The 24,205-nt window shown below is 62.4% G+C and carries 27 protein-coding genes; 16 read left to right on the forward strand and 11 right to left on the reverse strand.

Annotation, left to right across the window (positions count from 1 at the left end; translation table 11 throughout):
* Nucleotides 1–271 precede the first annotated feature (271 nt).
* Nucleotides 272–1,036: a TlyA family RNA methyltransferase gene (locus C8D77_RS10850; RefSeq protein ID WP_109662241.1), complete on the forward strand. Its 765-nt coding sequence runs from the start codon at nucleotides 272–274 to the stop codon at nucleotides 1,034–1,036.
* The gene (locus C8D77_RS10855) at nucleotides 1,033–2,274 is read left to right on the forward strand and encodes a class I SAM-dependent RNA methyltransferase (RefSeq protein ID WP_109662244.1); all 1,242 of its coding nucleotides are present in this window, start codon (nucleotides 1,033–1,035) and stop codon (nucleotides 2,272–2,274) included. The genes C8D77_RS10850 and C8D77_RS10855 overlap by 4 nt, the downstream gene beginning before the upstream one ends.
* 16 nt (nucleotides 2,275–2,290) lie before the next feature.
* Here the strand turns inward: C8D77_RS10855 and C8D77_RS10860 are convergent, their stop codons facing one another.
* The 3 genes from C8D77_RS10860 to C8D77_RS10870 all read right to left on the reverse strand — a co-directional run bounded on the left by C8D77_RS10860 (nucleotide 2,291) and on the right by C8D77_RS10870 (nucleotide 5,234).
* The gene (locus tag C8D77_RS10860) at nucleotides 2,291–2,968 is read right to left on the reverse strand and encodes a transglutaminase-like cysteine peptidase (protein ID WP_170136735.1); all 678 of its coding nucleotides are present in this window, start codon (nucleotides 2,966–2,968) and stop codon (nucleotides 2,291–2,293) included.
* A 182-nt stretch (nucleotides 2,969–3,150) separates the two neighbouring features.
* Nucleotides 3,151–4,563, reverse strand: a complete 1,413-nt coding sequence (gene tldD, locus C8D77_RS10865; RefSeq protein ID WP_109662246.1) for a metalloprotease TldD — start codon at nucleotides 4,561–4,563, stop codon at nucleotides 3,151–3,153.
* Nucleotides 4,564–4,694: 131 nt separating this feature from the next.
* Nucleotides 4,695–5,234, reverse strand: coding sequence for an invasion associated locus B family protein (locus C8D77_RS10870; RefSeq protein ID WP_109662248.1), 540 nt, complete (start codon nucleotides 5,232–5,234; stop codon nucleotides 4,695–4,697).
* Nucleotides 5,235–5,609: 375 nt separating this feature from the next.
* Here C8D77_RS10870 and coxB point away from each other — a divergent pair, with 375 nt between their 5' ends.
* From coxB to C8D77_RS10935, 13 genes are all read left to right on the forward strand, one after another.
* The gene (gene coxB, locus C8D77_RS10875) at nucleotides 5,610–6,509 is read left to right on the forward strand and encodes a cytochrome c oxidase subunit II (protein ID WP_109662250.1); all 900 of its coding nucleotides are present in this window, start codon (nucleotides 5,610–5,612) and stop codon (nucleotides 6,507–6,509) included.
* A gap of 38 nt (nucleotides 6,510–6,547) precedes the next feature.
* Entirely contained in the window at nucleotides 6,548–8,200 is a 1,653-nt protein-coding gene (gene ctaD / locus C8D77_RS10880; protein WP_109662252.1) for a cytochrome c oxidase subunit I, read from the forward strand.
* A gap of 76 nt (nucleotides 8,201–8,276) precedes the next feature.
* Complete coding sequence (locus C8D77_RS10885) at nucleotides 8,277–9,221, forward strand: heme o synthase (protein ID WP_109662255.1); 945 nt, start codon at nucleotides 8,277–8,279, stop codon at nucleotides 9,219–9,221.
* A gap of 2 nt (nucleotides 9,222–9,223) precedes the next feature.
* The gene (locus C8D77_RS10890) at nucleotides 9,224–9,382 is read left to right on the forward strand and encodes a hypothetical protein (protein ID WP_109662257.1); all 159 of its coding nucleotides are present in this window, start codon (nucleotides 9,224–9,226) and stop codon (nucleotides 9,380–9,382) included.
* Nucleotides 9,382–10,014 (forward strand): cytochrome c oxidase assembly protein, encoded by a 633-nt coding sequence (locus C8D77_RS10895; RefSeq protein WP_109662260.1) that lies wholly within the window; start codon nucleotides 9,382–9,384, stop codon nucleotides 10,012–10,014. Before C8D77_RS10890 ends, C8D77_RS10895 begins: the two co-directional genes overlap by 1 nt.
* Nucleotide 10,015: 1 nt before the next feature.
* The gene (locus tag C8D77_RS10900) at nucleotides 10,016–10,903 is read left to right on the forward strand and encodes a cytochrome c oxidase subunit 3 (RefSeq protein WP_109662262.1); all 888 of its coding nucleotides are present in this window, start codon (nucleotides 10,016–10,018) and stop codon (nucleotides 10,901–10,903) included.
* Between the two features lie 91 nt (nucleotides 10,904–10,994).
* Entirely contained in the window at nucleotides 10,995–11,486 is a 492-nt protein-coding gene (locus tag C8D77_RS10905) for a L,D-transpeptidase family protein (protein WP_109662264.1), read from the forward strand.
* 21 nt (nucleotides 11,487–11,507) lie between these two features.
* Nucleotides 11,508–11,894: a DUF983 domain-containing protein gene (locus tag C8D77_RS10910; RefSeq protein WP_164548642.1), complete on the forward strand. Its 387-nt coding sequence runs from the start codon at nucleotides 11,508–11,510 to the stop codon at nucleotides 11,892–11,894.
* Complete coding sequence (locus tag C8D77_RS10915; protein ID WP_164757765.1) at nucleotides 11,891–12,646, forward strand: SURF1 family protein; 756 nt, start codon at nucleotides 11,891–11,893, stop codon at nucleotides 12,644–12,646. Before C8D77_RS10910 ends, C8D77_RS10915 begins: the two co-directional genes overlap by 4 nt.
* Before the next feature lie 89 nt (nucleotides 12,647–12,735).
* Nucleotides 12,736–13,746, forward strand: coding sequence for a 4-hydroxy-3-methylbut-2-enyl diphosphate reductase (gene ispH / locus C8D77_RS10920; RefSeq protein WP_109662268.1), 1,011 nt, complete (start codon nucleotides 12,736–12,738; stop codon nucleotides 13,744–13,746).
* Between the two features lie 5 nt (nucleotides 13,747–13,751).
* Nucleotides 13,752–14,714: a homoserine kinase gene (locus C8D77_RS10925; RefSeq protein WP_109662270.1), complete on the forward strand. Its 963-nt coding sequence runs from the start codon at nucleotides 13,752–13,754 to the stop codon at nucleotides 14,712–14,714.
* Nucleotides 14,715–14,725: 11 nt separating this feature from the next.
* Nucleotides 14,726–15,256: a ribonuclease HI gene (gene rnhA, locus C8D77_RS10930; RefSeq protein ID WP_109662272.1), complete on the forward strand. Its 531-nt coding sequence runs from the start codon at nucleotides 14,726–14,728 to the stop codon at nucleotides 15,254–15,256.
* A gap of 40 nt (nucleotides 15,257–15,296) precedes the next feature.
* Nucleotides 15,297–15,881, forward strand: a complete 585-nt coding sequence (locus tag C8D77_RS10935) for a histidine phosphatase family protein (RefSeq protein WP_109662275.1) — start codon at nucleotides 15,297–15,299, stop codon at nucleotides 15,879–15,881.
* A gap of 4 nt (nucleotides 15,882–15,885) precedes the next feature.
* On the opposite strand, the gene C8D77_RS10940 is transcribed toward C8D77_RS10935, so the two are convergent.
* The 3 genes from C8D77_RS10940 to C8D77_RS10950 form a co-directional block, all read right to left on the reverse strand.
* Entirely contained in the window at nucleotides 15,886–16,362 is a 477-nt protein-coding gene (locus tag C8D77_RS10940; RefSeq protein ID WP_109662277.1) for a DUF2938 domain-containing protein, read from the reverse strand.
* A 74-nt stretch (nucleotides 16,363–16,436) separates the two neighbouring features.
* Nucleotides 16,437–16,919: a peroxiredoxin gene (locus C8D77_RS10945; protein WP_109662278.1), complete on the reverse strand. Its 483-nt coding sequence runs from the start codon at nucleotides 16,917–16,919 to the stop codon at nucleotides 16,437–16,439.
* 85 nt (nucleotides 16,920–17,004) lie between these two features.
* Nucleotides 17,005–17,811, reverse strand: coding sequence for a protein-disulfide reductase DsbD domain-containing protein (locus C8D77_RS10950; protein ID WP_109662280.1), 807 nt, complete (start codon nucleotides 17,809–17,811; stop codon nucleotides 17,005–17,007).
* Nucleotides 17,812–17,982: 171 nt separating this feature from the next.
* Here C8D77_RS10950 and C8D77_RS10955 point away from each other — a divergent pair, with 171 nt between their 5' ends.
* The gene (locus C8D77_RS10955; RefSeq protein WP_023808594.1) at nucleotides 17,983–18,591 is read left to right on the forward strand and encodes a YqgE/AlgH family protein; all 609 of its coding nucleotides are present in this window, start codon (nucleotides 17,983–17,985) and stop codon (nucleotides 18,589–18,591) included.
* Here the strand turns inward: C8D77_RS10955 and C8D77_RS10960 are convergent.
* The 5 genes from C8D77_RS10960 to C8D77_RS10980 form a co-directional block, all read right to left on the reverse strand.
* A complete protein-coding gene (locus C8D77_RS10960) occupies nucleotides 18,588–18,971 on the reverse strand; it encodes a type II toxin-antitoxin system RelE/ParE family toxin (protein ID WP_109662283.1) in 384 nt (127 codons plus the stop codon). The two genes, C8D77_RS10955 and C8D77_RS10960, sit on opposite strands and share 4 nt — an antisense overlap.
* Entirely contained in the window at nucleotides 18,968–19,258 is a 291-nt protein-coding gene (locus C8D77_RS10965) for a type II toxin-antitoxin system ParD family antitoxin (protein WP_109662285.1), read from the reverse strand. Before C8D77_RS10965 ends, C8D77_RS10960 begins: the two co-directional genes overlap by 4 nt.
* Before the next feature lie 150 nt (nucleotides 19,259–19,408).
* A complete protein-coding gene (locus C8D77_RS10970; RefSeq protein WP_109662287.1) occupies nucleotides 19,409–22,297 on the reverse strand; it encodes an EAL domain-containing protein in 2,889 nt (962 codons plus the stop codon).
* A 3-nt stretch (nucleotides 22,298–22,300) separates the two neighbouring features.
* A complete protein-coding gene (locus C8D77_RS10975; protein ID WP_109662289.1) occupies nucleotides 22,301–22,897 on the reverse strand; it encodes a GNAT family N-acetyltransferase in 597 nt (198 codons plus the stop codon).
* A gap of 15 nt (nucleotides 22,898–22,912) precedes the next feature.
* Nucleotides 22,913–24,205 (reverse strand): M16 family metallopeptidase, encoded by a 1,293-nt coding sequence (locus tag C8D77_RS10980; protein WP_056580991.1) that lies wholly within the window; start codon nucleotides 24,203–24,205, stop codon nucleotides 22,913–22,915.

Raw genomic sequence — 24,205 nt, forward strand, 5'->3', positions numbered from 1 at the left:
AAGCAAATGCGACGAAAATAGGTTAACGATCCATGAGATTTCTGGAATTCGGGACAGTGGTCTGCAAACGGCGACGCCTCGTGCTTCGGCAACCACCCGTTTCAACGAGTGTAGCGCACGGATTTTCAAAGGATGGAAGCGTGACAGAACTAACCGCCATCGTCTCAAAGCCCAATATTGCTGGGATGATGGTTGGAGTGGGTAACGAATGCCTCCCTCAATGCCCGGTTGGCGCCCTTGCCATCGTCGTCGGCTTTCGCCATGAAGGCCGATGAATTCGCCTCTGCCAGCCAGCACCCGCCAGCGGCTCGACGACCTGCTCGTCCAGCGCGGGCTGTTTGTCAGCCGCTCGCGTGCCCGCGACGCGGTCGAACGCGGCACGGTGACGGTCGACGGTGTCCTCGCCCGCAAGCCCGGCCAGAGTGTTTTGCCGCAATGCCTGATTGCCGTCGATGATCCGGCGCAAGGCTACGTGTCGCGCGCGGCACTCAAGCTGATCGGTGGGCTCGACCATTTCGGCCTTGATCCTGCCGGCTGCGAGGCGCTCGACGTCGGCGCCTCGACCGGCGGCTTCACCCAGGTTCTGCTGGAGCGTGGCGCTGCTCATGTCACCGCGATCGATGTGGGGCATGGTCAGCTGCACCCTGATGTCGGAGGAGATCCGCGTGTAACGGTGATCGAGGGTCTGAACGCCCGCGATCTCACAGCCGCCGATCTTGGCGGTCATATTCCGGATTTCATCGTGTCCGATGTCAGCTTCATTTCGCTGAAACTGGCGATGCCACCGGCGCTTGGCCTTGCGAAGGCTGGCGCCAAGGCCATGTTTCTGGTCAAGCCGCAATTCGAGGCTGGTCGCGAGGCGATCGGCAAGGGTGGTCTGTTGAAAGATCCCTACGACGCCTCCCGTGTCGCCGGCCTGCTGCAGGATTGGCTGGACGCCGTTCCCGGCTGGCGCTCGCTCGGGCTGCATTTGTCGCCGATCGAGGGCGGCGACGGCAATCGCGAATTCCTGCTCGGTGGGATCAAGGACCGATGAGCGCGCGCTTCAGCATCAGGAAACTCGGCGCCCAGGGCGACGGCATCGCCGAGACCGAGACAGGCGATCTGTTCATTCCCTTTACATTGCCCGGCGAAACGGTCACCGCCGCGCGCGAAAGGGATCGCGCCATGCTGATGGCGGTGCTGGAAGCCTCGCCGCTGCGCATCGATCCCGCCTGCCGCCATTTCACCGAATGCGGCGGTTGCGCGCTCCAGCATTTCGAAGCCGAAGCCTATCGCCAGTGGAAACGCGAAAAGGTGGCGCACACCCTGAAGGGCAAAGGCATCGATTGCGCGATCGGCGAACTGGTCGCCTGCGCGCCGCACACGCGGCGACGTGTCGTGCTTGCCGCCCGGCGCACCGATACAGGCATGCTGCTCGGCTTCCATCGCCATTTGTCGCCGGAGATCATCTCGATCGAGGAATGCCCGATCTCGCTGCCGGAGATCGTCGCCGCGCTCGATCGCCTGAAGGCACTCGCCGAATTGGTCTGCGCCACCACCAAATCGTTCCGCATGGCGGTCACCGTGACCGGTTCGGGGCTCGATGTCGCGGTCTATGAGTCAGGCAAGTTGGGCGAGAACCAGCGTCGGGTCGCCTCCAACTTCGTCATGGCCCAGGGATTTGCCCGGCTTTCAATCGACGACGAGATCGTCATCGAACCCAAAAAGCCGGTGGTCACGTTCGGCGGCGTGGCCGTTGCCATTCCGCCGGGCGCCTTCTTGCAGGCAACCGAGGCTGCAGAACAGGCGATGGCCGATATTGTCGGCGGACATCTGAAGCGTGCAAAGAAGGTGGCGGATCTTTTCGCCGGTTGCGGCAGCTTTGCCTTGCGGCTGGCAATGAAATCGGAAGTCCATGCGGTGGAGGGTGATGCGGCAGCCCTTTCGGCGCTCGACCGGGGATCACGCTTCGCCACTGGCCTGAAGCGAGTGACGGGCGAGCGCCGCGACCTGTTCCGCCGGCCACTGACGTTCAAGGAATTGAATGCCTTCGACGGTGTGGTCTTCGACCCACCGCGCGCGGGCGCCGAAGACCAGTCGAAGCAGATCGCCCGCTCGGATGTGCCGTATGTTGCCGCGGTGTCCTGCAATCCGGTGACGCTGGCTCGCGACCTGCGCATCCTCATCGACGGCGGTTACACCTTGAAAAGCGTGACGCCGATCGACCAGTTCCTGTGGTCGCCGCATGTCGAGGCGGTGGCGCTGCTGGAGAAGCCGAAGCGGCGACGGTAGCCGGAGGCTTCGACTCCTACGAGCTTGGTGACAGTCGTTTCGACGTGCCGCCCCGTTGGTTGATCGACACCCACGTGTTTGGGTTCTGCTGCGACTGGCGTTTCAGGAAGTAATAGCCCGTCGCGTTCCAAGGCCTGACCTCATTGACCAGATTGTCCAGGACAAGATCGCCCTTGTCGGTTTTCACCGTCAGAATGGTGTGGCCTTCATTGTCCAGGTCGCGCACCACGGTCATCAGCAGCGCCTGCCGGGGGAATCCCGCTTCCAAAAGAAGCTTGCGCTTGTAGAGCGCGTAGATCTTGCAGTCGCCCTTGCCGTCCACGGGGTAATCCCAGTGGTCCGCCATCGTGCCCCAGTGATCGAAATTGCTGACGGGCTTGATGGAGCTGTTCGCCTTCTGATTTATCCGCTTGAGGATGCGCAGATTCTGCGCGGTCAGCTTAACATTCGCGGCCGGCAGAGCGGGCACCTTGCACTCTTTTGGCCGGCGATGGCAGAAATCGATCCAACCGTAGGGGACGCTGGTGCTTCCGCCAACGGCGGCAGAGCGCAACCCATCCACGGAAGATTGCGTCGATCGCGACTTGGACAATGTCGACTGTGCCGCCGCCGGGCTGGCTTGCAGCGATGTCGCACCAATCAACGAAACAAAGCCAAGCAGCAAAGACGAAGTCAGGACGGGGGAATGCCGCATTGCCAAAACCACCATCGCAACGAGGAAGCTGGTGCTGCGTTCGTGCGCAAAAGGCAGCCCAGGCACTTAAACACTTAATAATTTCCTAACGTGGATTGTGTTCACTTCAAGGTACCGACAGGGATTCAGGCTTAAAAGCGCAAGCATGAGCCCATCCCGACAAAATACGCTCCACGACGCGCTCAAACCCTCGTACCGCCCACCGTCATCTGGTTCATGCGCAAATGCGGCTGGCCGACGCCGACCGGCACGCCCTGTCCGGCCTTGCCGCACATGCCGATGCCGGTGTCGAGCTTCATGTCGTTGCCGATCATCGAAACGCGGTGCATGGCATCCGGCCCGTTGCCGATCAGCATCGCGCCCTTGATCGGCTGCGTCACCTTGCCGTTCTCGATCATGTAGGCCTCGGTGCAGCCGAAGACGAATTTGCCCGAGGTGATGTCGACCTGACCGCCGCCGAAGGAGACGGCATAAATGCCGTTCTTGACCGAGGCGATGATCTCGTCCGGCTCCATGTCGCCCGCTGTCATGTAGGTATTGGTCATGCGTGGCATCGGCTGGTGGGCGTAGCCCTCGCGCCGGCCGTTGCCGGTCGCCTTCATGCCCATCAGCCGGGCGTTCTGCCGATCCTGCATGTAGCCGACCAGCTTGCCGTCCTCGATCAGCACGTTGCGGGCCGAAGGCGTGCCTTCGTCGTCGACGGTGAGCGAGCCGCGCCGCTCGGGCATGGTGCCGTCGTCAACGACGGTGACCCCCTTGGCGGCGACCTGCTGGCCCAGCAGGCCGGCGAAGGCCGAGGTCTTCTTACGGTTGAAATCGCCTTCCAGCCCATGGCCGACGGCCTCGTGCAGCATGACACCCGGCCAGCCGCTCGACAGCACGATGTCGAAGGTGCCGGCCGGCGCCGGTATCGCCTCCAGATTGACCAGGGCTTGCCGGAGCGCCTCCTTGGCGGCGTGCTTCCAGCTGTCCTCGACCAGGAACTCGCCAAACGCCTTGCGGCCACCCATGCCGTAGGAGCCGCTCTCCTGGCGGTCGCCATTGCCGACCACGACGGAGACGTTGATGCGGACCAGCGGGCGGATGTCGCGCACCACCTGGCCGTCGGCGCGCACGATCTCGACATGCTGCCAGGAGGCGGCAAGCGACGCCGAAACTTGGCGAACGCGCGGATCCTCGGCGCGCAGCCAGGCGTCGATTTCCTGCAAAAGCTTTGCCTTGGCTTCGAAGGACGGCGAGGGGATCGGGTTCTCGTCGCCATAGAGATGGCGGTTGGTGCGGGCGGACGCCGCGGCAAGCGTGCCGGAATAACCACCCTTGACGGTTGAGACGGCGTCGGCGGCGCGCAGCAGCGAGGCCTCGGAGAGATCGCTGGAATGGGCATAGCCGCTGGCTTCGCCGGCCACGGCACGCAGGCCAAACCCCTGGTCGGTGTTGAAGTTGGCGGTCTTCAGCCGGCCATTGTCGAACATCAGCGCTTCGCTTTCGCTGTATTCGAGGAACAGCTCGCCGTCGTCGGCGCCGTTGATGGTCTCAGCGACGATCTGCTTGATGCGATCGTCTGAAATGTCGAATTGGCCGATCAGGCTGTTCATGGCGCATCCGTTCACAGGAGGAATGGGTCTTTGCCACGATGTAGGCGCGAAGGCGCGTCGAGACAATCGTCCAGCCGCGTTGTGATGACAAATGCGGTTCGCCGACAGGTCGCCGACGCAAGGCTAGGGCGTCAGGGCAGGGCGGCGAAACCGTCGGCAAAACCCTTGAGATCGACCGGGATGCCGATGCCTTCTTCCGGCGTCTGGAAGACGATGAAGGTGGCCGACGTGCCGGTCTTCAGCGTGTCTAGCAGCGGCTTTTCGAGAATGACTTCGGCATAGCAGCCGTCCTGGAAGCAGCGCACGAAATAGGCGCGGCCGATATCCTTGCCATCGACATTGAGACCGAGTCCGTTGGGCAAAAGCACGCCCAGCGGCGCCAGCACGCGCAGGATCTCCGCCTTGTTGTCGGCGGTGCGCAGCACAACGACCGACAGCCCCATCTCCGGACGGTCCTCGGCCACGACGTTCTGCATCATCACGCATTGTTCCGAGGTGGCGCCGGCCGGCGTGTCGCAGATGATCGACCACGCGCCATGCGTCGAGCGTACCGTGCCGCTCGGTTGCGCGGCGTTGGCCGTGCCGGACAGGCCGATCGCGGACAAGCCGACACCAGACAGGGCGGCGAGAAAGATGACCTTCGCCAAGGTTCTCGAAAGCCAAGGGATCATGACGGCTCCATTGCGAATCACGGCACTTTAAGCCGCGCCAAAGCCAAGTAAAGGACGAGACCGCAACCGGTCTGCCCCGAAAAAGCCAATACGGCGCTTTTCCCTGCCAATTTCGCCCGAATTGCGACGTTCGGCACGCGCGGCCCGCAGCAATGCCATCGTTGGCCCAGCATAGGCGATTCGGGGCCGCCGCCGCTGCCTTCAAAGGCACATCCGGGCTTGCGCGCAAAAATGCCGCACGGTTTCGTCCGCTCCTTTCTTGCGGAGGGAAAAAGAGTATGGTTTGAACCACCTTGAGACTGTCGGGATTCCCGTCCCGGCATTGTTCGTTATTCTTGTGGTACAGCCGCGAGGAACTGGGAGACGATGAGGGCGATGAGAAATTTCCTGGCAAACGCCAAGGTTCCAGCAAGTGCCAAGTTTCTAAGTGCTTGTGCCGCTGTCACGTTTTTCGCTGGCACATCCGCCCATGCCGACCAGCCCAAGGACTGGGAGACAACCTTCCAGGCGCCGGCGACCGACATGATGCGGCAGATCGAGTGGTTCGGAAACTACACGATGTGGTTCATCGTCCCGATCACCATCCTGGTGCTGCTCCTTCTCGCCTATTGCATCGTCAGATTCCGCGCGAGTGCGAACCCGGTTCCGTCCAAGACCAGCCACAACACGCTGATCGAGGTGATCTGGACTGTCGGCCCGGTGGTCATCCTGCTTTGCCTCGCCATTCCCTCGTTCCAGCTGCTGACCGCGCAGTACACGCCGCCGGAAGAAGCAAAGCTGACCGTCAAGGCGACCGGCAACCAGTGGAACTGGGACTACGAGTACCAGACCGAGAACACGCTCTCCTTCAATTCCGCGATCCTCCAGGACACCGACCGCGCCGCCGCCGGCAAGGAGGACCGTAAGGAATATCCGCGCCTGCTCGCCGTCGACAATGAACTGGTGGTGCCGGTCAACACCATGACCCGCGTGCTCGTCACCGCAACCGACGTGATCCACTCCTTTGCCATGCCGTCGTTCGGCATCAAGATCGACGCCGTTCCGGGCCGCACCAACGAGACCTGGTTCAAGGCGGAGAAGGAAGGCCTCTATTACGGCCAGTGCTCGCAGCTCTGCGGCAAGGACCATGCCTTCATGCCGATCGCCATCCGTGTCGTCTCCGACGCGCAGTTCAAGACCTGGCTGGCGGCAGCCAAGACCGATCTGCCCGGCGCCAACAAGACGCTGATGGCCGCGGTCGACGGCCAGAACAAGGTAGCGGCCGCCGGCAACTGATGCCGCGGGTTAGCAAGATTTAGGGAACGGAGCGGAACATGGCAGACGCTACAGCTCACGACGGGCACGACCACAAGCCTTATCACGGCTGGGTGCGCTGGGTTTATTCGACCAACCACAAGGACATCGGCACGCTCTACCTGATCTTCGCGATCATGGCCGGCATCATCGGCGGTGCCTTGTCGGTCGCCATCCGCATGGAGCTGCAGGAGCCTGGCATCCAGATATTCAGCGGTCTGGCGCAGATGGTCTACGGCATGAACGGTGACGCCGCGATCGACGGCGGCAAGAGCATGTACAATGCCTTCGCCACCGCGCACGCCCTGATCATGATCTTCTTCATGGTCATGCCGGCGCTGATCGGCGGTTTTGCCAACTGGATGGTCCCGATCATGATCGGCGCGCCCGACATGGCGTTCCCGCGCATGAACAACATCTCCTTCTGGCTGCTGCCGCCGGCCTTCATCCTGCTGCTCACCTCGATGTTCATGCCGAGCGCGCCGGGCGCCTTTGGCGTCGGGGGCGGCTGGACGCTTTATCCGCCGCTGTCGACTTCGGGCCAGCCCGGACCGGCGATGGATCTGGCGATCCTGTCGATCCACATTGCCGGTGCGTCGTCGATCCTTGGCGCCATCAACTTCATCACCACCATCTTCAACATGCGCGCGCCTGGCATGACGCTGCACAAGATGCCGCTGTTTGCCTGGTCGGTGCTGGTCACCGCCTTCCTGCTGCTGCTGTCGTTGCCGGTTCTGGCCGGCGGCATCACCATGCTGCTGACCGACCGCAATTTCGGCACCACCTTCTTTGCTCCCGATGGCGGCGGCGATCCGATCCTGTTCCAGCACCTTTTCTGGTTCTTCGGTCACCCGGAAGTGTACATCCTGATCCTGCCGGGCTTCGGCATCATCAGCCACGTCATCTCGACCTTTTCGAAGAAGCCGGTGTTCGGTTATCTCGGCATGGCCTACGCCATGGTGGCGATCGGCGCCGTCGGCTTCATCGTCTGGGCGCACCACATGTATACGACCGGCCTGTCGCTCGACACGCAGCGCTATTTCGTCTTCGCCACGATGGTCATCGCGGTGCCGACAGGCGTGAAGATCTTCTCCTGGATCGCGACGATGTGGGGCGGGTCGATCTCGTTTAAGACGCCGATGCTGTGGGCGCTGGGCTTCATCTTTCTGTTCACCATCGGTGGCGTCACCGGTGTCCAGCTGGCCAATGCCGGTCTCGACCGTTCGCTGCATGACACCTATTTCGTCATCGCGCACTTCCACTACGTGCTGTCGCTGGGCGCGGTGTTCGCCATCTTCGCCGGCTGGTACTACTGGTTCCCGAAGATGACCGGCTACATGTATTCGCCCGTCATCGCCAACACCCACTTCTGGGTTACCTTCGTCGGCGTGAACCTGATCTTCTTCCCGCAACACTTCCTCGGCCTCGCCGGCATGCCGCGCCGCACCATCGACTATCCGGATGCGTTTGCCGGCTGGAACTATGTGTCGTCCATTGGCTCCTATATCTCGTCCGTCGGCGTACTGATCTTCCTCTACTGCGTGTTCGAAGCCTTCCAGAAGAAGCGGGTTGCCGGTGCCAACCCGTGGGGCGAGGGCGCAACGACGCTCGAATGGCAGCTGCCTTCGCCGCCGCCTTTCCACCAGTGGGAACAGCTGCCGAAGATCAAGTAAGGCGGCTGCCCTCTCGAATACGAAACCGCCGGTCCGCCGGCGGTTTTGGCCAACGGAATGATGGACTTGAGTACGCATGGCCCTTGTCGACGACCCATTGATTGACGAAGCGGGCTTTCGCATGTCGGAAGCGACGGCGGGCGATTTCTTCGCCCTGCTGAAGCCGCGCGTCATGTCGCTGGTGGTGTTCACCGCCTTTGTCGGTCTCGTCGCCGCACCGGTGACCATCAACCCGCTGCTGGCGGTGATTGCCATCCTGGCTATTGCGATAGGTGCTGGCGCCTCCGGCGCGCTCAACATGTGGTACGACGCCGACATCGACGCGGTGATGACCAGGACCGCCAGCCGTCCGGTCCCGGCCGGTCGCATCCAGCCGCACGAGGCGCTGAGCTTCGGGCTGGTGCTTTCGGTGCTGTCGGTGATGACGCTCGGCGTGCTGGTCAACTGGCTGTCGGCGACGCTGCTGGCCTTCACCATCTTCTTCTACGCCGTCGTCTACACGATGTGGCTGAAGCGCTGGACGCCGCAGAACATAGTCATCGGCGGTGCTGCAGGCGCCATTCCGCCAGTCATCGGCTGGGCCGCGGTGACCGGAACGGTCAGCCTCGAAAGCCTGATCCTGTTCCTGATCATCTTCCTGTGGACGCCGCCGCATTTCTGGGCGCTGGCGCTGTTCAAGTCCGAGGACTACGCCAAGGCCGGTATCCCGATGATGCCGAATGTCGCCGGACACGCCTCGACGCGCCGCCAGATCTTCGCCTACGCGCTGGTGCTGGCCCCGGTCGGGGTGGCGCCGTGGCTGCTTGGTTACACCACGCCGATCTATGGCGTGGCCGCCGTGCTGCTCGGGGTCGGTTTTGTCTGGTACGCATGGAAAGTGCTTGGCATGGCCGACGACGACCGCGTGATGAAACCGGCTAAGGCCTTGTTCGCCTATTCGTTGCTTTATCTCTTCGCCATCTTCGCTGCCTATCTGGCCGACAGCGTTGTCGAACGCGCGCTTGCCATGGGTGGAGCATGACTATGATCGAAGAAAAGCTCGAGACTATCACGTTGACCGAGCGTCAGAAGAAGGCCCAGCGTAGCCGTTCCATCGCCATTGGCGTGGCGCTGGCGTTGCTGGTCGTCATTTTCTACATCGCAACCATCGTGAAGTTCGGCCACAATCTGGGCACGATGTGATGAGCGTCGAGACGTCCAAAAAAGCGACGGGCAGGAACAGCAACGTCATTGTCGCGGCGGTCTGTCTTGCCTTCTTCACCGGCATGATCGGCATGGCCTATGCCGCGGTGCCGCTCTACAAGATGTTCTGCCAGGCGACAGGCTATGGCGGCACGACGCAGCGTGCCGAGAAGCAGTATGCTGGTCGTGTGCTCGACCGTGAGATCACCGTTCGCTTCGACGCCAACATCGCCGGCGTGCCGTGGGAGTTCCAACCGGTCCAGCGCTCGATGACCATGAAGATCGGCGAGACGGTGCAGGCGCACTACAAGGCCACCAACAAGTTCGATCGCCCCGTGACCGGCCGTGCCACCTTCAATGTGCAGCCGGAACTGGCGGGTCCCTACTTCAACAAGGTCGAGTGTTTCTGTTTCACCGACACGACGCTGAAGCCCGGCGAGACGCTGGACATGCCGGTCCTGTTCTATGTGGACCCCGATATTGTCAACGTGCCGGAACTGAAGGACGTGAAGACGATAACCCTGTCCTACACGATGTTCCCGATCGAGAAGACCAAGCCGGTCGCCTCCTCGGAGCCGGCACAGGGCAATAGCAAGACAATTTCCAATACCGAAGCAAATCTCGGGGGTTGATATGGCAGACGCGCACGCACACGCAAAACCACAGCATGACTATCATCTCGTCGACCCGAGCCCATGGCCTTTCCTGGGTTCGATAGGGGCGCTCGTCATGGCCTTTGGCGGCGTCTGCCTGATGGAGTACCTGAAGGGCGGCAGCTTCCCGATCTTCGGCTTCAACATCGCCAATCCGTGGCTGTTCTTCATCGGCATCGTGATCGTCCTCTACACCATGTTTGCCTGGTGGTCGGACACGATCAAGGAAGCGCATGAGGGCCATCACACGCGGGTCGTGTCGCTGCATCTGCGCTATGGCATGATCATGTTCATCGCCTCGGAGGTGATGTTCTTTGTTGCCTGGTTCTGGGCCTATTTCGATGCCAGCCTTTTTGCCGGCGAGGCACAGAACTACGCGCGCCACACATTTACCGGTGGCGTCTGGCCGCCGAAGGGCATGGAAGTTCTCGATCCCTTCCATTTGCCCCTCTACAACACCATCATCCTGCTGCTGTCGGGCACAACGGTCACCTGGGCGCACCATTCGCTCATCCATGGCGATCGAAAGGGGCTGATCAACGGCCTGGTGCTGACCGTCGGCCTGGGCATGCTGTTCACCATGGTGCAGGCCTATGAGTACATGCACGCTCCGTTCGGTTTCAAGGATTCCATCTACGGCGCCACCTTCTTCATGGCGACCGGCTTCCACGGTTTCCATGTCATCATCGGCACCATTTTCCTGTTGGTTTGCCTGATCCGGGCGATGAAGGGCGACTTCACCCCCAAGCAGCATTTCGGCTTCGAGGCGGCCGCCTGGTACTGGCACTTCGTCGACGTGGTCTGGCTGTTCCTGTTCGCCTCGATCTACGTCTGGGGATCGGTCGGCGCGGTGATCGAAGGCCACTGATCTAGCATCTGGGATTTCCATTTCGAAAAGGCGGCCACGGCAACGTGGCCGCCTTCTTCTTTTCGGCGCAATGATCGCTGATCGATAGCCCATGCGGCTGACAATTCCGTGGGCGATTTGCGCATTCACGATCACGGCATTCCCGGCCCTTGCCGCGGAAAGGGTCGATCTGGTGCGTGTCGACAAGTCGGAACGGCGGCTGGAACTGATCGGCGACGGCAAGGTCCTGCGAAGCTACGGCATCGCGCTCGGCGGCGATCCTGTCGGGCACAAGCACCAAGAGGGCGATCAACGCACGCCCGAGGGGAGCTATGTCCTCGACTGGCGCAACCCGAACAGTATCGCGCATAAGTCGATCCATATTTCATATCCCAATACCGACGATCTGGCGGGCGCGAAGGCGCGCAATGTCGACGCGGGCGGCATGATCATGATCCACGGCCAGCCAAACGGTTATGGCTGGTGGGGCTGGCTGCTTCAATTGGTCGACTGGACCGATGGCTGCATTGCGGTTACGGACTCCGACATGGACGAAATCTGGGCACTGGTGGCCGATGGCACACCGATCGAGATCGAGCGGTAAGCAATGAGCGACGACGCTTCCATGAGTGAAGATAGGGCGATCTGGCCTCCGATCGACCCGATTTCGGCAGGCCTGCACGGCCGCTGTCCGCGCTGCGGCGAGGGGCGGCTGTTTGCCGGTTTCCTCACTGTCGGCAAGCGCTGCGTCAATTGCGGCCTCGATTATTCCTACGCCGATGCCGGCGACGGGCCGGCGGTCTTCGTCATCCTGATCATAGGCTTCCTCATTGTCGGTCTGGCGCTCTGGGTTGAAGTCACGCTGAGCCCGCCGCTCTGGCTGCATCTGCTGGTCTGGATCCCGCTGGCTGTCGTGCTGTGCCTGACGGCGCTGCGGCTGATCAAGGGCGTGCTGCTCACCCTGCAATACCGCAACAAGGCGGCCGAGGGCCGGCTGGATCGCGGCGAATGAGCGAGGCGTCCGTCAAAGCCGGTGGCCGTTCGCGGCCACGGATGGCATTGCTGTTCAGCCTTGGCCTGGGGCTGTTCGCGATCCTGTTGGCGCTCGGCACCTGGCAGGTCCAACGCCTGTACTGGAAGGAAGGTCTTCTTGAGACCATCGACCAGCGCACCCATTCGGTGCCACGGCCGCTGGCCGAGGTTGAGAAAGAATTCGCCGCCACTGGGGACGTCGACTACACGCCGGTCACCGTCACCGGCACCTTCCTGCATCAGGGCGAACGGCATTTCTACGCGACCTGGGAAGGTGACGCTGGCTTCAACGTCTATACGCCGCTTGCCCTGGACGATGGCCGCTTCGTCCTGATCAATCGCGGCTTCGTGCCTTACGATCTGAAGGATGCCGCCAAGCGCGCCAAGGGACAGGTGACAGGCAAGGTGACGGTCACCGGGCTCGCCCGCAATCCGCTGCCGGCAAAGCCGTCGATGATGCTCCCCGACAACGATGTGGCGAAAAACATCTTCTATTGGAAGGACCGCGATGTGATGGCGGCGAGCGCCGGGCTGCCGGCGGGTGCTGCGCTGGTGCCGATCTTCATCGACGCCGACAAGACGCCAAATCCAGGCGGATTGCCGGTTGGCGGCGTCACCATCATCGACCTGCCGAACAGCCATCTGCAATATGCGATGACCTGGTATGGGCTTGCCGCGGCGCTCGCCGCCGTGCTCATCCTGCGGCTTCGCCGTCCCGCGAAAGAGGAATGAGCGCGAACGACACCCTTGACAGGGCCATCGCCCTTGACAGGACGGGGGTAGGCACCTCATTTCGGCGCTGACGAACCGGCCAGGATTTAATGCTCCAGACAACCACCAAGCCTCCCTTGACGATCCGGCTCTGCCAGCCGCGCGGTTTTTGCGCCGGTGTGGACCGTGCCATCCAGATCGTCGTGCTGGCGCTGAAGAAATATGGCGCGCCGGTCTATGTCCGTCATGAGATCGTGCACAACCGCTACGTCGTCGAGGGGCTGCAAAGCCTTGGCGCCGTCTTCATTGAGGAACTCTCCGAGATCCCGGCCGAACACCGCCAGAGCCCGGTCGTGTTCTCGGCGCATGGCGTGCCGAAGTCGGTGCCGGCGGATGCCCAGGCGCGCAATCTCTTCTATCTCGATGCCACTTGCCCGCTGGTATCGAAGGTCCACAAGCAGGCGATGCGCCATCAGCGGCTGGGCCGCCATGTGCTTTTGATTGGTCACGCCGGACATCCCGAGGTGATCGGCACCATGGGCCAGCTGCCGGACGGAGCGGTGACGCTGATCGAGACCGAAGCCGATGCCGCCAAGCTTGCGCCTGCCGACCCGCAGGCGCTCGGCTTCGTCACCCAGACCACTTTGTCGGTCGAGGACACCGCCGGCATCATCCGCGCCTTGCAGGATCGCTTTCCAGCCCTGCAGGCGCCGGCGGCAGAATCGATCTGCTACGCCACCACCAACCGCCAGGAGGCGGTCAAGGAGACCGCCGCCGGCGCCGATCTCTATCTGATCGTCGGCGCGCCCAATTCCTCCAATTCGCGGCGCCTTGTCGAAGTGGCGGAACGTGCAGGCGCCTCGATGTCGCTTCTCGTGCAGCGCGCCGCCGAGATTCCGTGGAACGACATCGGCAACATCTCGACGCTCGGCCTGTCGGCCGGCGCGTCGGCGCCCGAAATCATCGTCGACGAGATCATCGATGCGTTCCGGCAGCGCTTCGATGTCACGATCGACCTGGCCATCACGGCCACGGAAACGGAGGATTTTCCGGTCATGCGGGTACTGCGCGATGTCGAACTGACGCGGGCCGACATGGCCTTCGTCAATGGAGCCGCGTAAGGCACATGGCGGTCTACACCGACGTTGCGGAAGGCGAACTCGGCGCGTTCCTGAAGCACTATCCGGTCGGCGATCTCCTGTCCTACAAGGGCATCGCCGAAGGCACCGAGAACTCGAACTTCCTGCTGCATACCTCCAGCGGTTCCTACATCCTGACGCTCTATGAAAAGCGGGTCGAGAAGGCGGATCTGCCGTTTTTCCTCGGCCTGATGGGCCATCTCGCCAACAAAGGCGTCTCCTGCCCGTTGCCGGTGACCGCGCATGACGGCACCGTCATCGGCACGCTCGCCGGCCGGCCGGCGGTCATCATCACCTTCCTCGAAGGGCTTTCGCTGCGGCGGCCAGCGGCAACGCATTGCGCCGAGGTCGGCAAAGCTTTGGCGGAGTTGCATCTGGCTGGCGCCGATTTTTCGATGACGCGCCCCAATGCGCTGGCCATCGACGGCTGGCGCAAGCTCTGGAACGCGGCGCGCGACCGCGCCGACGAGGTCGAGCCGGGCCTTGCGGCCGAGGTCGATGCCGATTTCGCCGATTTCGAGCGGAGCTGGCCGAAAGACCTGCCGCAAGGCATCATCCATGCCGATCTTTTCCCCGACAACGTCTTCTTTCTCGGCGAAAAGCTCTCCGGCTTGATCGACTTCTATTTCGCCTGCGACGACCTCTATGCCTACGACGTCGCCACCTGCCTCAACGCCTGGTGCTTCGAGAAGGATTTTTCCTTCAACCTCACCAAGGGCAAGGCGATGCTTGCCGGCTATCAGAGCGTGCGTCCCCTGAGCGACCAGGAGAAGGCGGCGCTGCCGATGCTGGCGCGCGGTTCGGCGCTGCGCTTCATGCTGACCCGGCTGTACGACTGGCTGACTGTTCCCAATGGTGGGCTGGTGACGAAACGCGATCCGACCGAGTACATCAGAAGGATGCGGTTCCACCGGGCGATCAGATCTCCTTCGGAATATGGATTGGCCTGATATGGGGTATCATGAGCAAACAGGTTGAAATCTTCACCGACGGCGCCTGTTCGGGCAATCCCGGCCCCGGCGGCTGGGGCGCGATCCTGCGCTTCAATGGCACCACCAAGGAGCTTTCCGGCGGTGAGGCCGAGACGACCAACAACCGCATGGAACTGCTCGCGGCCATCTCGGCGCTGAACGCGCTGAAGGAACCCTGCACGGTCGAGCTTCACACCGACAGCAAATATGTCATGGATGGCATTTCCAAGTGGATCCACGGCTGGAAGAAGAACGGCTGGAAGACCGCCGACAAGAAGCCTGTGAAGAACGGTGAACTCTGGCAGGCGCTCGACGAAGCCAACAAGCGCCACAAGGTCACCTGGAACTGGGTCAAGGGCCATGCCGGCCATACCGAAAACGAGCGCGCCGACGAACTCGCGCGCGAAGGCATGGCGCCGTTCAAGAAAGGCCCGTTCAAGTCCACAGCAGCGCCGAAGCCGGCTGCGCCGGCAAAACAGCCGGCGGTCGCAAAGGTGCGGCGCTCGACCCAGAGCTATTGATCCCGGGAACCGGACGGATCTCAGGTAGGGGATTTCTATCGTGCCGATCCTCTACTACGTCACGCATCCCCAGGTTCAGGTCGATGCCAAAGTTCCCGTGCCGGAATGGGGACTATCCGACATCGGACGCGCGAGAGCGTTCGCAATTCTCGATCAGCCTTGGGTCGGGTCGATCCGGCGTATCGTGTCGTCGGCTGAGCGCAAGGCGATGGAAACCGCCGAGATCCTTGCAACGCATCTGCGTCTTGCCATCGAGGTGAGGGAACGGATGCATGAGAACGATCGATCGGCAACGGGTTTCCTGCCGCCGCCGGAGTTCGAAGCGGTCGCGGACCAGTTCTTTTCCAATCCACACGAAAGCGTTCGCGGATGGGAACGGGCTATCGATGCGCAGCATCGTATCGTGAGCGAGGTCGACACCGTGCTCCGCACCAATGACGCCGACGACATTGTTTTCGTCGGGCATGGAGGGGTGGGAACGCTCCTGTTCTTGTCTCTCAGCGGTCGAGAAATCAGCCGCGAAGCGGATCAGCCGGCCGGCGGCGGCAACTATTTCGCTTACGATATCGGCGCTCGCCGCATTCTCCACGGCTGGCAGCCGGTCGACAGGCCGGGGCAGCCGTAAACGCTTAGCGGATCAGCAGTGCTGTGCCCCAAAGCCCGAGCGCGAACACAGTATGCGACACTAGGTTGAGCGCGCGGACCTGCATCGGATTGGGGCGCTTTGAAGCCGCCCAGCCGGCGCCCATGCCGGGCGCCAGCAGGAACCAGCCGGCGCCGACGGTGACGATGCCGAGGATGAAGGCCGGCAGGAATGTCGGCGCGGCAAGCCAGCCCGCTCCGACCAGCACCACCAGGATGATCCCATAGACGATGCCGACAAAATAATGAAAGGCCCAACCCAGCGCCTTTTCATGCGCGTAAGGCACTGCATTGCCGATATCGTCGTGGAAGACCTTGTCGCTCAGGTGCCAGACCCAGCGACCGACCGGCCCCCAGTTCGGCCGTGGCTGGCCGAACGCCTTGTGCAGGAAGATGGCCCAGAGATCCATCAGCACGGTGGCGCCGATGCCGATCACGATAGCGCGCCAGAAGACGTCAAACATCGCTAGGGTCCCCCAAAGCAGGCCCTGGACTGCAGCGATCGTCGTTGCGGTCCCGCCTGACGCCTCGCTGAAGTTCAGAGCTGTCCCAGAATATGAGCCGCGCCGGACTCGTCGACACCGGGCTTGGTCTCGACATTGAGCGCGGTGACCTTGCCGTCGTCGACGACCATCGAAAACCGCTTCGAACGCAGCCCCATGCCGCCGGCGGAAAGGTCATTGTCGAGGCCCACCGCCTTGGCGAAATCGCCACTGCCGTCGGCGAGGAACAGGATCTTGCCCTCACCGCCGGTGAAGCGCGCCCAGGCGCCCATGACGTGGACGTCATTGACCGAAACGACGGCGATGGTGTCGACGCCACGCGCCAGGATGGCGTCATGGTTCTCGAGATAGCCGGGCAAATGGTTGTTGCTGCAGGTCGGCGTGAAGGCCCCGGGAACCCCAAACAGCACCACCTTCTTTCCAGAAAAGATCTCAGCCCCGGTGATTGGCTTGGCGCCATCGGCGGTCATCGTCTTGAAGGTCACGTCAGGCAGCTTGTCGCCAACGGAAATGGTCATGGATTCCTCGCTTGGGAAAATGGGGAAGGACGTGTCTTTGCGTAGCGAACTCAACGGCTTCCTGCAACCGTTCGGGTGGGCTGGATCAAGGGAAAGGCAGAAGCCCTTCGACCGCGCCCGCCGAACTCGTCAGCGTATAGTGAAGCCCGCCATCCGTCGGCGTCGTCGACGGGCGATCGAGGATCGGCACGGTGAAGATCAGCTTGCCGTCCTTTTCGCTGCGGGCAGGGCTGCCGAACATGTAATCGTGCTCGCCGGCAACGAAGAAATCCGCCGCCTCCGGATCGCCGGGAAAGCTCGCCTCGACAATCAGCGTCTCATGGTCACCCGGCAGGACATTGACGCCGAAATCGGATCTCGCGGGCGCCGGCAATGCCGTGAAACTTGCCTTCACCAGCGCCGCGTCCTCGGCATTGTCCGGATCGGAGGCGGGATCGACGGTCAGCCGCGTCTGCACTGGAATGCAGATCGTTTCGCAGATGCCGAGAAAGATGTCGGCATCGATGACCGCCGGTTGGTTCGGCGCCGCCAGCGTGAATGTTACCGGCAGCGAAACCGGATAATTGTAGCCTGCCCATTTGCCGTAGCCGTCGTCATGGCGCTGCGGGGCAGGAAACGCCAGAGCGGCGTCGGTTATGTTGGTACTGGCTGAAATGTCGAGCTGCGGCGGCACGCCTGCGTCGCCCGGATCGCGCCAGTAGGTCTTCCAGCCGGGCTTGAGCGCTATGTCGAGAACGCCCTGGATGCGGCCGGCATCATCGGCTTTGCCCGACGTCACCAGCCGGACCTTGCCCCCTTCGCTGTTGTACCAAGCCGATGAAGAGGCGGCGGCGGGAAGAGCGGTTGCCGATCCGATGGCGGCGCCGAGCAGCAGGATTTTCAAGCTTTGCATGGCGGTGATTTGATCGTCCGTTCATGGCCGCGCAATGATTTCATGGCTTTGGCGGTATCATATTTGCGTGACCTCGAGGGAGAAGAATGCTCGAGCCGGCGGCATAGGCTTTGGTCGAATCCCGCACGGCGCATCTTTTCGGCGCTTTGGAAACGCGTTACGCTCCCTTTCATGGATTTGTTGCGCCACAAGAAGACGGTCGCCAGCCGCGGCTTTCTCGACGATCAGTTCCTGATTGCCATGCCCGGCATGAAGGACGACCGTTTCACGCGCTCGGTCATCTATGTCTGCGCGCACTCGGATGAAGGCGCCATGGGCCTGATCATCAACCAGACACAGCAGATGCTGTTTCCGGACCTGCTCGTGCAACTGGGCATCATGAACGAACAGGAGGCGATCCGTTTGCCGGCGCAGGCGCGCGATTTCGTCGTGCGCAATGGCGGGCCTGTGGATCGCAGCCGGGGCTTTGTCCTGCATTCGGGTGACTACCGGGTGGAATCGTCGCTGACTGTTTCGGACGACATCTGCCTGACCGCGACCGTCGACATCTTGCGCGCCATATCGTCCGGCCGCGGGCCCCGTCACGCGCTGATGGCGCTCGGCTATTCCGGCTGGGGAGCCGGCCAGTTGGAGACCGAGATCGCCGAGAATGGCTGGCTGACCTGTCCGGCCAATGCCGAGCTTCTGTTCGACACCGACATCGAGCGCAAATACGACCGGATCCTCGCCTCGATCGGCATAGACCTCGCGCATCTCAGCCTCGCGGCCGGACACGCCTAGAGCGTCGCAATCGGATTCAATCTGGGGCTACTCAGGCTTGGCTGTGCTCGATGTGCCTTTCTGGTCGCGTCAAGGCCTTGGATGTCATTCGTCGTCCGCCGGTAGCTCCAGCGTCCGGCCGGCATAGAGAATCCCACCGTGTCCTGCCGCACGGTGAAGGCAATGGTGGCCCGGCGACGCCAGCCGACGGTGCGCAGCCCCTTCGCCACATCGTCGTGGCGCATACCGCGCTCAGGGAACGTCGAGAATCCCAGGCGGTAGTCTACGATGCGGTCGACAAACCGGTTGGCGACAGTAGCACCGGCCTCCTGCGCAAGATGCGTTAGCAGATCGTCGAGGTCCCGTTCGGCTGCCGGATGGAACTTGACCGTATAGTTCATGCACTGCGGGATGACTTGGCCGTCAACGCTGAGACCCGCGCCTTGAGGCGGCCACGGACGTCTTCGGGGTCAGCAAGGTTTTCAGGGTGGGCGTCGAAATCCTTCAAGGTCGGCACGACTTCCTCAACGAGCCAGCGTTCCAGAGCCTTGTCACGCGCCGCCAAAGCCCTCAGGCCATCGCGGATGACCTCGCTCTCGGTGGCGTACTCCCCCGAGGCGACTTTGGTCTTGACCATCTGCGCCATCTCGGGCGGCAGGGTGATGCTCATCTGTTGCGTCGTGCGCATTATGGAAATCCTCTGATTGTCTCCCTATAGCACGGTGTAGGATTAAATCCTACACTTTCGACATCCTTCCAGGTCGATGAGCTAGTTCGGCTAAAATGAAACACCGTCGCGGAGACCTTGGTGCGATCGAGCGACGCACGCGAAATCCTGTCAGGCCTGCGTGAGCGGATACTGCTCTTTCAGCTGCTTTAGCACCTGGTCGCCCGGCATCGGCGCGCCGAACATGAAGCTCTGGACATATTCGCAGCCCATCTGGCGCAATTCCAGCGCATCGCTTTCGTCCGAAATGCCTTCGGCGACGACAGACAGGCCGAGCTCATGCGCCATGTTGACCATCGATTTGAGCAGCACCGCGCGCTTCGGCGTGTTGTCGTCGACGAAGCTCTTGTCGATCTTGATGGTGTCGAAGGGGAAACGCGTCAGATAGGCCAATGAGGAGTAGCCGGTGCCGAAGTCGTCCAGCGACAGGCCGATGCCGAGCTGCTTCAGCTTGGTCAGCACATGGGCGGTCTGCTCGGGATTGTCCATGACCAGCGATTCGGTGAGCTCGAGCCGGAAGCAGCGCGGCTTGAGGTTAGCTCGCGCGATGACGGAGCGGACATCGCTGACCAGGTCGCGGCGGATCAACTGACGGCTGGACAAATTGACCGAGACCGACAGCGGCGCGTCGCCGATCTGTTTTTGCCAGCTGGCGAGGTCTTCCGCCGCCTGCTGCATGGCAAACAGGCCGAGCTGTACGATCAGCCCGCAGCTTTCGGCGACCGGGATGAAATCCGCCGGCGGGATCATGCCACGGCGCGGGTGATCCCAGCGCAACAGGGCTTCGAAGCCGGCGACGCTGCCGTCCTCGAGCCGCACGATTGGCTGGTAGGCAAGGGTGAATTCGCGTCGCTCGATGGCGCGGCGCAGGTCGGATTCGAACTGCAGCCTGTCGGTGCCGACGGTGCGGAAAGCCGGACGGAACGGCTCGATCCTGTCGCCGCCGAAGCGCTTGGCCTGATGCATGGCAAGCTCGGCATCCTTGACCATGTCCTCGGCCGACATCTGCGGCGAATTCCAGGTGATCAGTCCGATCGAGGCGGTCAGCACGATCTCGCGCTTGGCGAAGGTGATCGGGTTGTTGATGGCATGCTTGATGGCATCCGCCACGGCGGCGATGCGGGCCGGGTCCTGTTCGGACAGCAGCATCAGCGCGAACTGGTCGCCGGCAAAGCGCGACAGCGAATCCTTCGGCTTGAGCAGCCGGTGCAGGCGGCGCGCGATGGTCAACAGGATGGTGTCGCCGGCCGAGATGCCGAGCCCGTCATTGACCTGCTTGAAACGGTCGATGTCGATGACGAAAACGGTTGGCCGCACCTTCTCTTCGGTGCGCGCGATCGAGATGATCGCTTCCAGCCGGTTCATCAACAATTCGCGGTTCGGCAGGCCGGTCAGATTGTCATGCACGGCGTCGTGCAACAGCCTTTCCTCGGACTTTTTCTGCTCGGTCACGTCGACCATGGTGCCGACGCAGCGAATCACTTCGCCGTCCGATCCGATCACCGGCCGTGCCCTGAGCGAGAACCAGTGATAGTGCCCATCGGCGCCGCGCAGGCGAAAATTCTGCGATACCCGGCCGCGCCGGTGTTCGAGCACGACGTCGAGTGTCGTGCGGAACGTGTCGCGGTCGTCGGCATGCAGCACGGGCAACCAGTTGCGCGCCGCACCGCCGAGGCTGTTCGGCGCCAGTCCTAGCTGGATGCTGACATCGGGCTTGGTGACGACGCGGTCGCGTAGCACGTCCCAGTCCCACACCGTGTCGCCCGATCCAGCCACCGCCAATGCCTGCCGCTCGAGGTCGGAGAACAGGCCCTGATGCAGCGCGCCGCCGGCAAAGGCATGCTGCATGACGGTGAAGCCGATCAGAAGGATGATCAGGATCAACCCGCCGCCCAGGGCCGGCTGGGCGATATCGTTGTCGAGCATGCCGGTGATCGCCATCCACGACCCGCATAGCCACAACAGCACCATGACCCAACTGGGCACCAGCATGATGGCGCGGTCGTAGCCGCGTATGCCGAGGAAGATGATCAGGCCGAGCCCGGTCAGCGCGGTGGCGGCGAAGGACAATCTGGCGATGCCGGCGGCGACCGCCGGATCGACGATGGCGACGCCGGCGATCAGCACCAGTCCGAGGATCCAGACCAGCGCGCCATAGCTGAAATGGCCGTGCCATCGGTTGAGATTGAGATAGGCGAACAGGAACACCACGAAGGTTCCCGCCAGCGCCACCTCCGTTCCCGCTCGCCACATCTGCTCATTGCCGGGCGAGATCTCGATGACCTTGTTGAGGAATCCGAAATCGACGCAGATATAGGCGAGAACCGCCCAGGCAAGTGCGGCGGTCGCCGGGAACATCGAGGTTCCCTTGACCACGAAAAGGATGGTCAGGAACAGCGCCAGAAGGCCGGCAATGCCGATGACGATGCCGCGAAACAGCGTGTAGGAATTGACCGAGTCCTTGTAGGATTCCGGATCCCACAGGTAGACCTGCGGCAACTTCGGCGAGGCGAGTTCGGCGATGAAGGTGATCACCGTGCCGGGGTTCAGCGTCACCCGGAATACGTCGGCGTCGGGGCTGGTCTGGCGGTCGAGCGCGAAGCCCTCGCTTGGCGTGATGGCGGCGATGCGGGTCGAGCCGAGATCCGGCCAGAAGATACCGGAATTCACCAGGCGGAAATGCGGTGCGACGATCAGCCTGTCGAGCTGCTGGTCGGTGGTGTTGGCGAGCGCGAACACCGCCCAGTCGCCGGTCGAACGCGCATCATTGGCCTCGACCTCGATGCGCCGCACGATGCCGTCCGGTCCCGGCGCGGTCGACACCTGGAAATTCTCGCCCTGGTTCCGATAGATCTCGACGGCGCCGGAAAGGTCGAGCGCGACGTCGTCACGGGCAATCTTGATCGGTTCGACGGCGAAGGCCGACGATGCCGCGCACAGCGTCAGGATTGTCCCGAGGACAAAGGCGAACAGCGGCCCGTTGCGCAGGAATTTCGTCAAAAATCAGTCCTTCGTTCCAACGCCCGGCGGATCGTCCGCGATCCGGGCGTAGAGGTAGTGGTCCTGCCAGATGCCGTTGATCCTGAGATAGGATCGCAGAAGTCCTTCGCGCCGGAATCCGGCTTTTTCAAGCACGCGGATCGACCGGATATTGTCGGGAATACAGGCCGCTTCGATCCGGTGCAACCTCAGCGTATCGAAGGCGAAGCGGGCCACCACCTTGACCGCGTCGGTCATCAGGCCGCGGCCGCCAAAGCGTTCGCCGATCCAGTAGCCGACATGGCCGCTTTGCGAGACGCCGTGGCGTATGTTGCCGAGCGTGATGCCGCCGGCCAGTTTGCCGCTGCTCCTCTCGAAGATGAAGAAGGCGATGGCGGTCCCTTGCGCATAGTCTTCGCGATAGCGGCTGATGCGCAGCCGCCATGCGGTGCGGTCAAGTTCATCCGGCGTCCAGCGCGGCTCCCAAGGTTCGAGGAAGGCCCGGCTTTCGCCGCGCACCGCCGCCCACTCGCGGTAGTCGTTGGTGAACGGCACGCGCAGCGTGACGCGGTCGCCTTTCAGCGCCGGCAGGTCTCGGCGAAAGAAAGGGAGCGCGAACACGACGCTTTGAGGGGCTTAGACGGCGAGCTTGCGGGCCGTGGTCTGCGTGCCCGCGAGCGATTCGAGGATCGCTTCGTATGGCGCCAGCGTACCCACAGGCCCGACAGCGGTAAGCGTCGGCTTGGTCGAGAACAATCGCGACGACAGATCGGTCAGCCGCTCGATCGTCAGCGCCGATAGCCGTTCCATCAGTTCCTCCTTGGCGATCGGCCGGCCGAACAGAAGCAGTTGCCGTGCGATCTGCGAAGCCCGGCTGGCCGGGCTTTCGGCGGACATGATCAGCCCGGCGCGATATTGGGCGCGAGCGCGGTCGAGTTCCTCCTGCAGGATCTTCTCACCGGCCTTCTGCAGTTCGTCGATGATGACAGGCACCAGTTCGGCGATGTCGCTCTGGCCGGTGGCGGCATGGACGCCGAAGACGCCGGTGTCGGAAAAGCCCCAATGGAAGGCATAGACCGAATAACACAGGCCACGCTTCTCGCGGACCTCCTGGAACAGACGCGACGACATACCACCGCCGAGGATCATCGACAGTACCTGCGAGGCATAGAAATCGCGCACATGATAGGCGCGGCCTTCGAATCCCAGGACGATCTGCGCGTCCATCAGGTCGCGGTCTTCGCGGAAGTCGCCGCCGACATATTGCGCATATTGCGGGATGGTGCTGTCGGCCTTGCTGCGGAAGCCGCCGAGCTGCTTTTCGACTTCGCGCACGAAATTGTCGTGCTTGATGTCGCCGGCGGCGACGATCACCATGCGCTCGGCGCCATATTGCCGCTCGATGAAGTCGTGGAGTTGCTTGGAGGTGAAGGATTTGACCGTTTCGGGCGTGCCGAGAATGGAGCGCCCAATCGTCTGATGGCGATAGGCGGTTTCCGTGAAGCGGTCGAAAACGATGTCGTCGGGCGTGTCGTGCGCGGCGCCGATCTCCTGCAGGATCACATGCTGTTCGCGTTCAAGCTCCTGCGGATCGAATTCGGACTCCTGCAGGATGTCGGCAAGAATGTCGACAGCCAGCGGCACGTCGTCGGAGAGCACCCTGGCATAGTAGGAGGTGGTCTCGACGCTGGTGGCGGCGTTGATCTCGCCGCCGACGTCCTCGATCTCCGAGGCAATTTCGAAGGCGCTTCGCCTTTTCGTGCCCTTGAACGCCATGTGCTCGAGCAGATGGGCCATGCCATGCTCGTCGTCGCGTTCATTGCGGGCACCCGACTTGACCCAGGCACCAAGGGCAACCGATTCGATGCTTTGAAGGGTTTCGGTGGCGACTGTCAGGCCGTTCGACAGACGGCTTACCTCAACACCCAT

The sequence above is a fragment of the Mesorhizobium loti genome, from assembly GCF_003148495.1.
Taxonomy (GTDB): Bacteria; Pseudomonadota; Alphaproteobacteria; order Rhizobiales; family Rhizobiaceae; genus Mesorhizobium; species Mesorhizobium loti.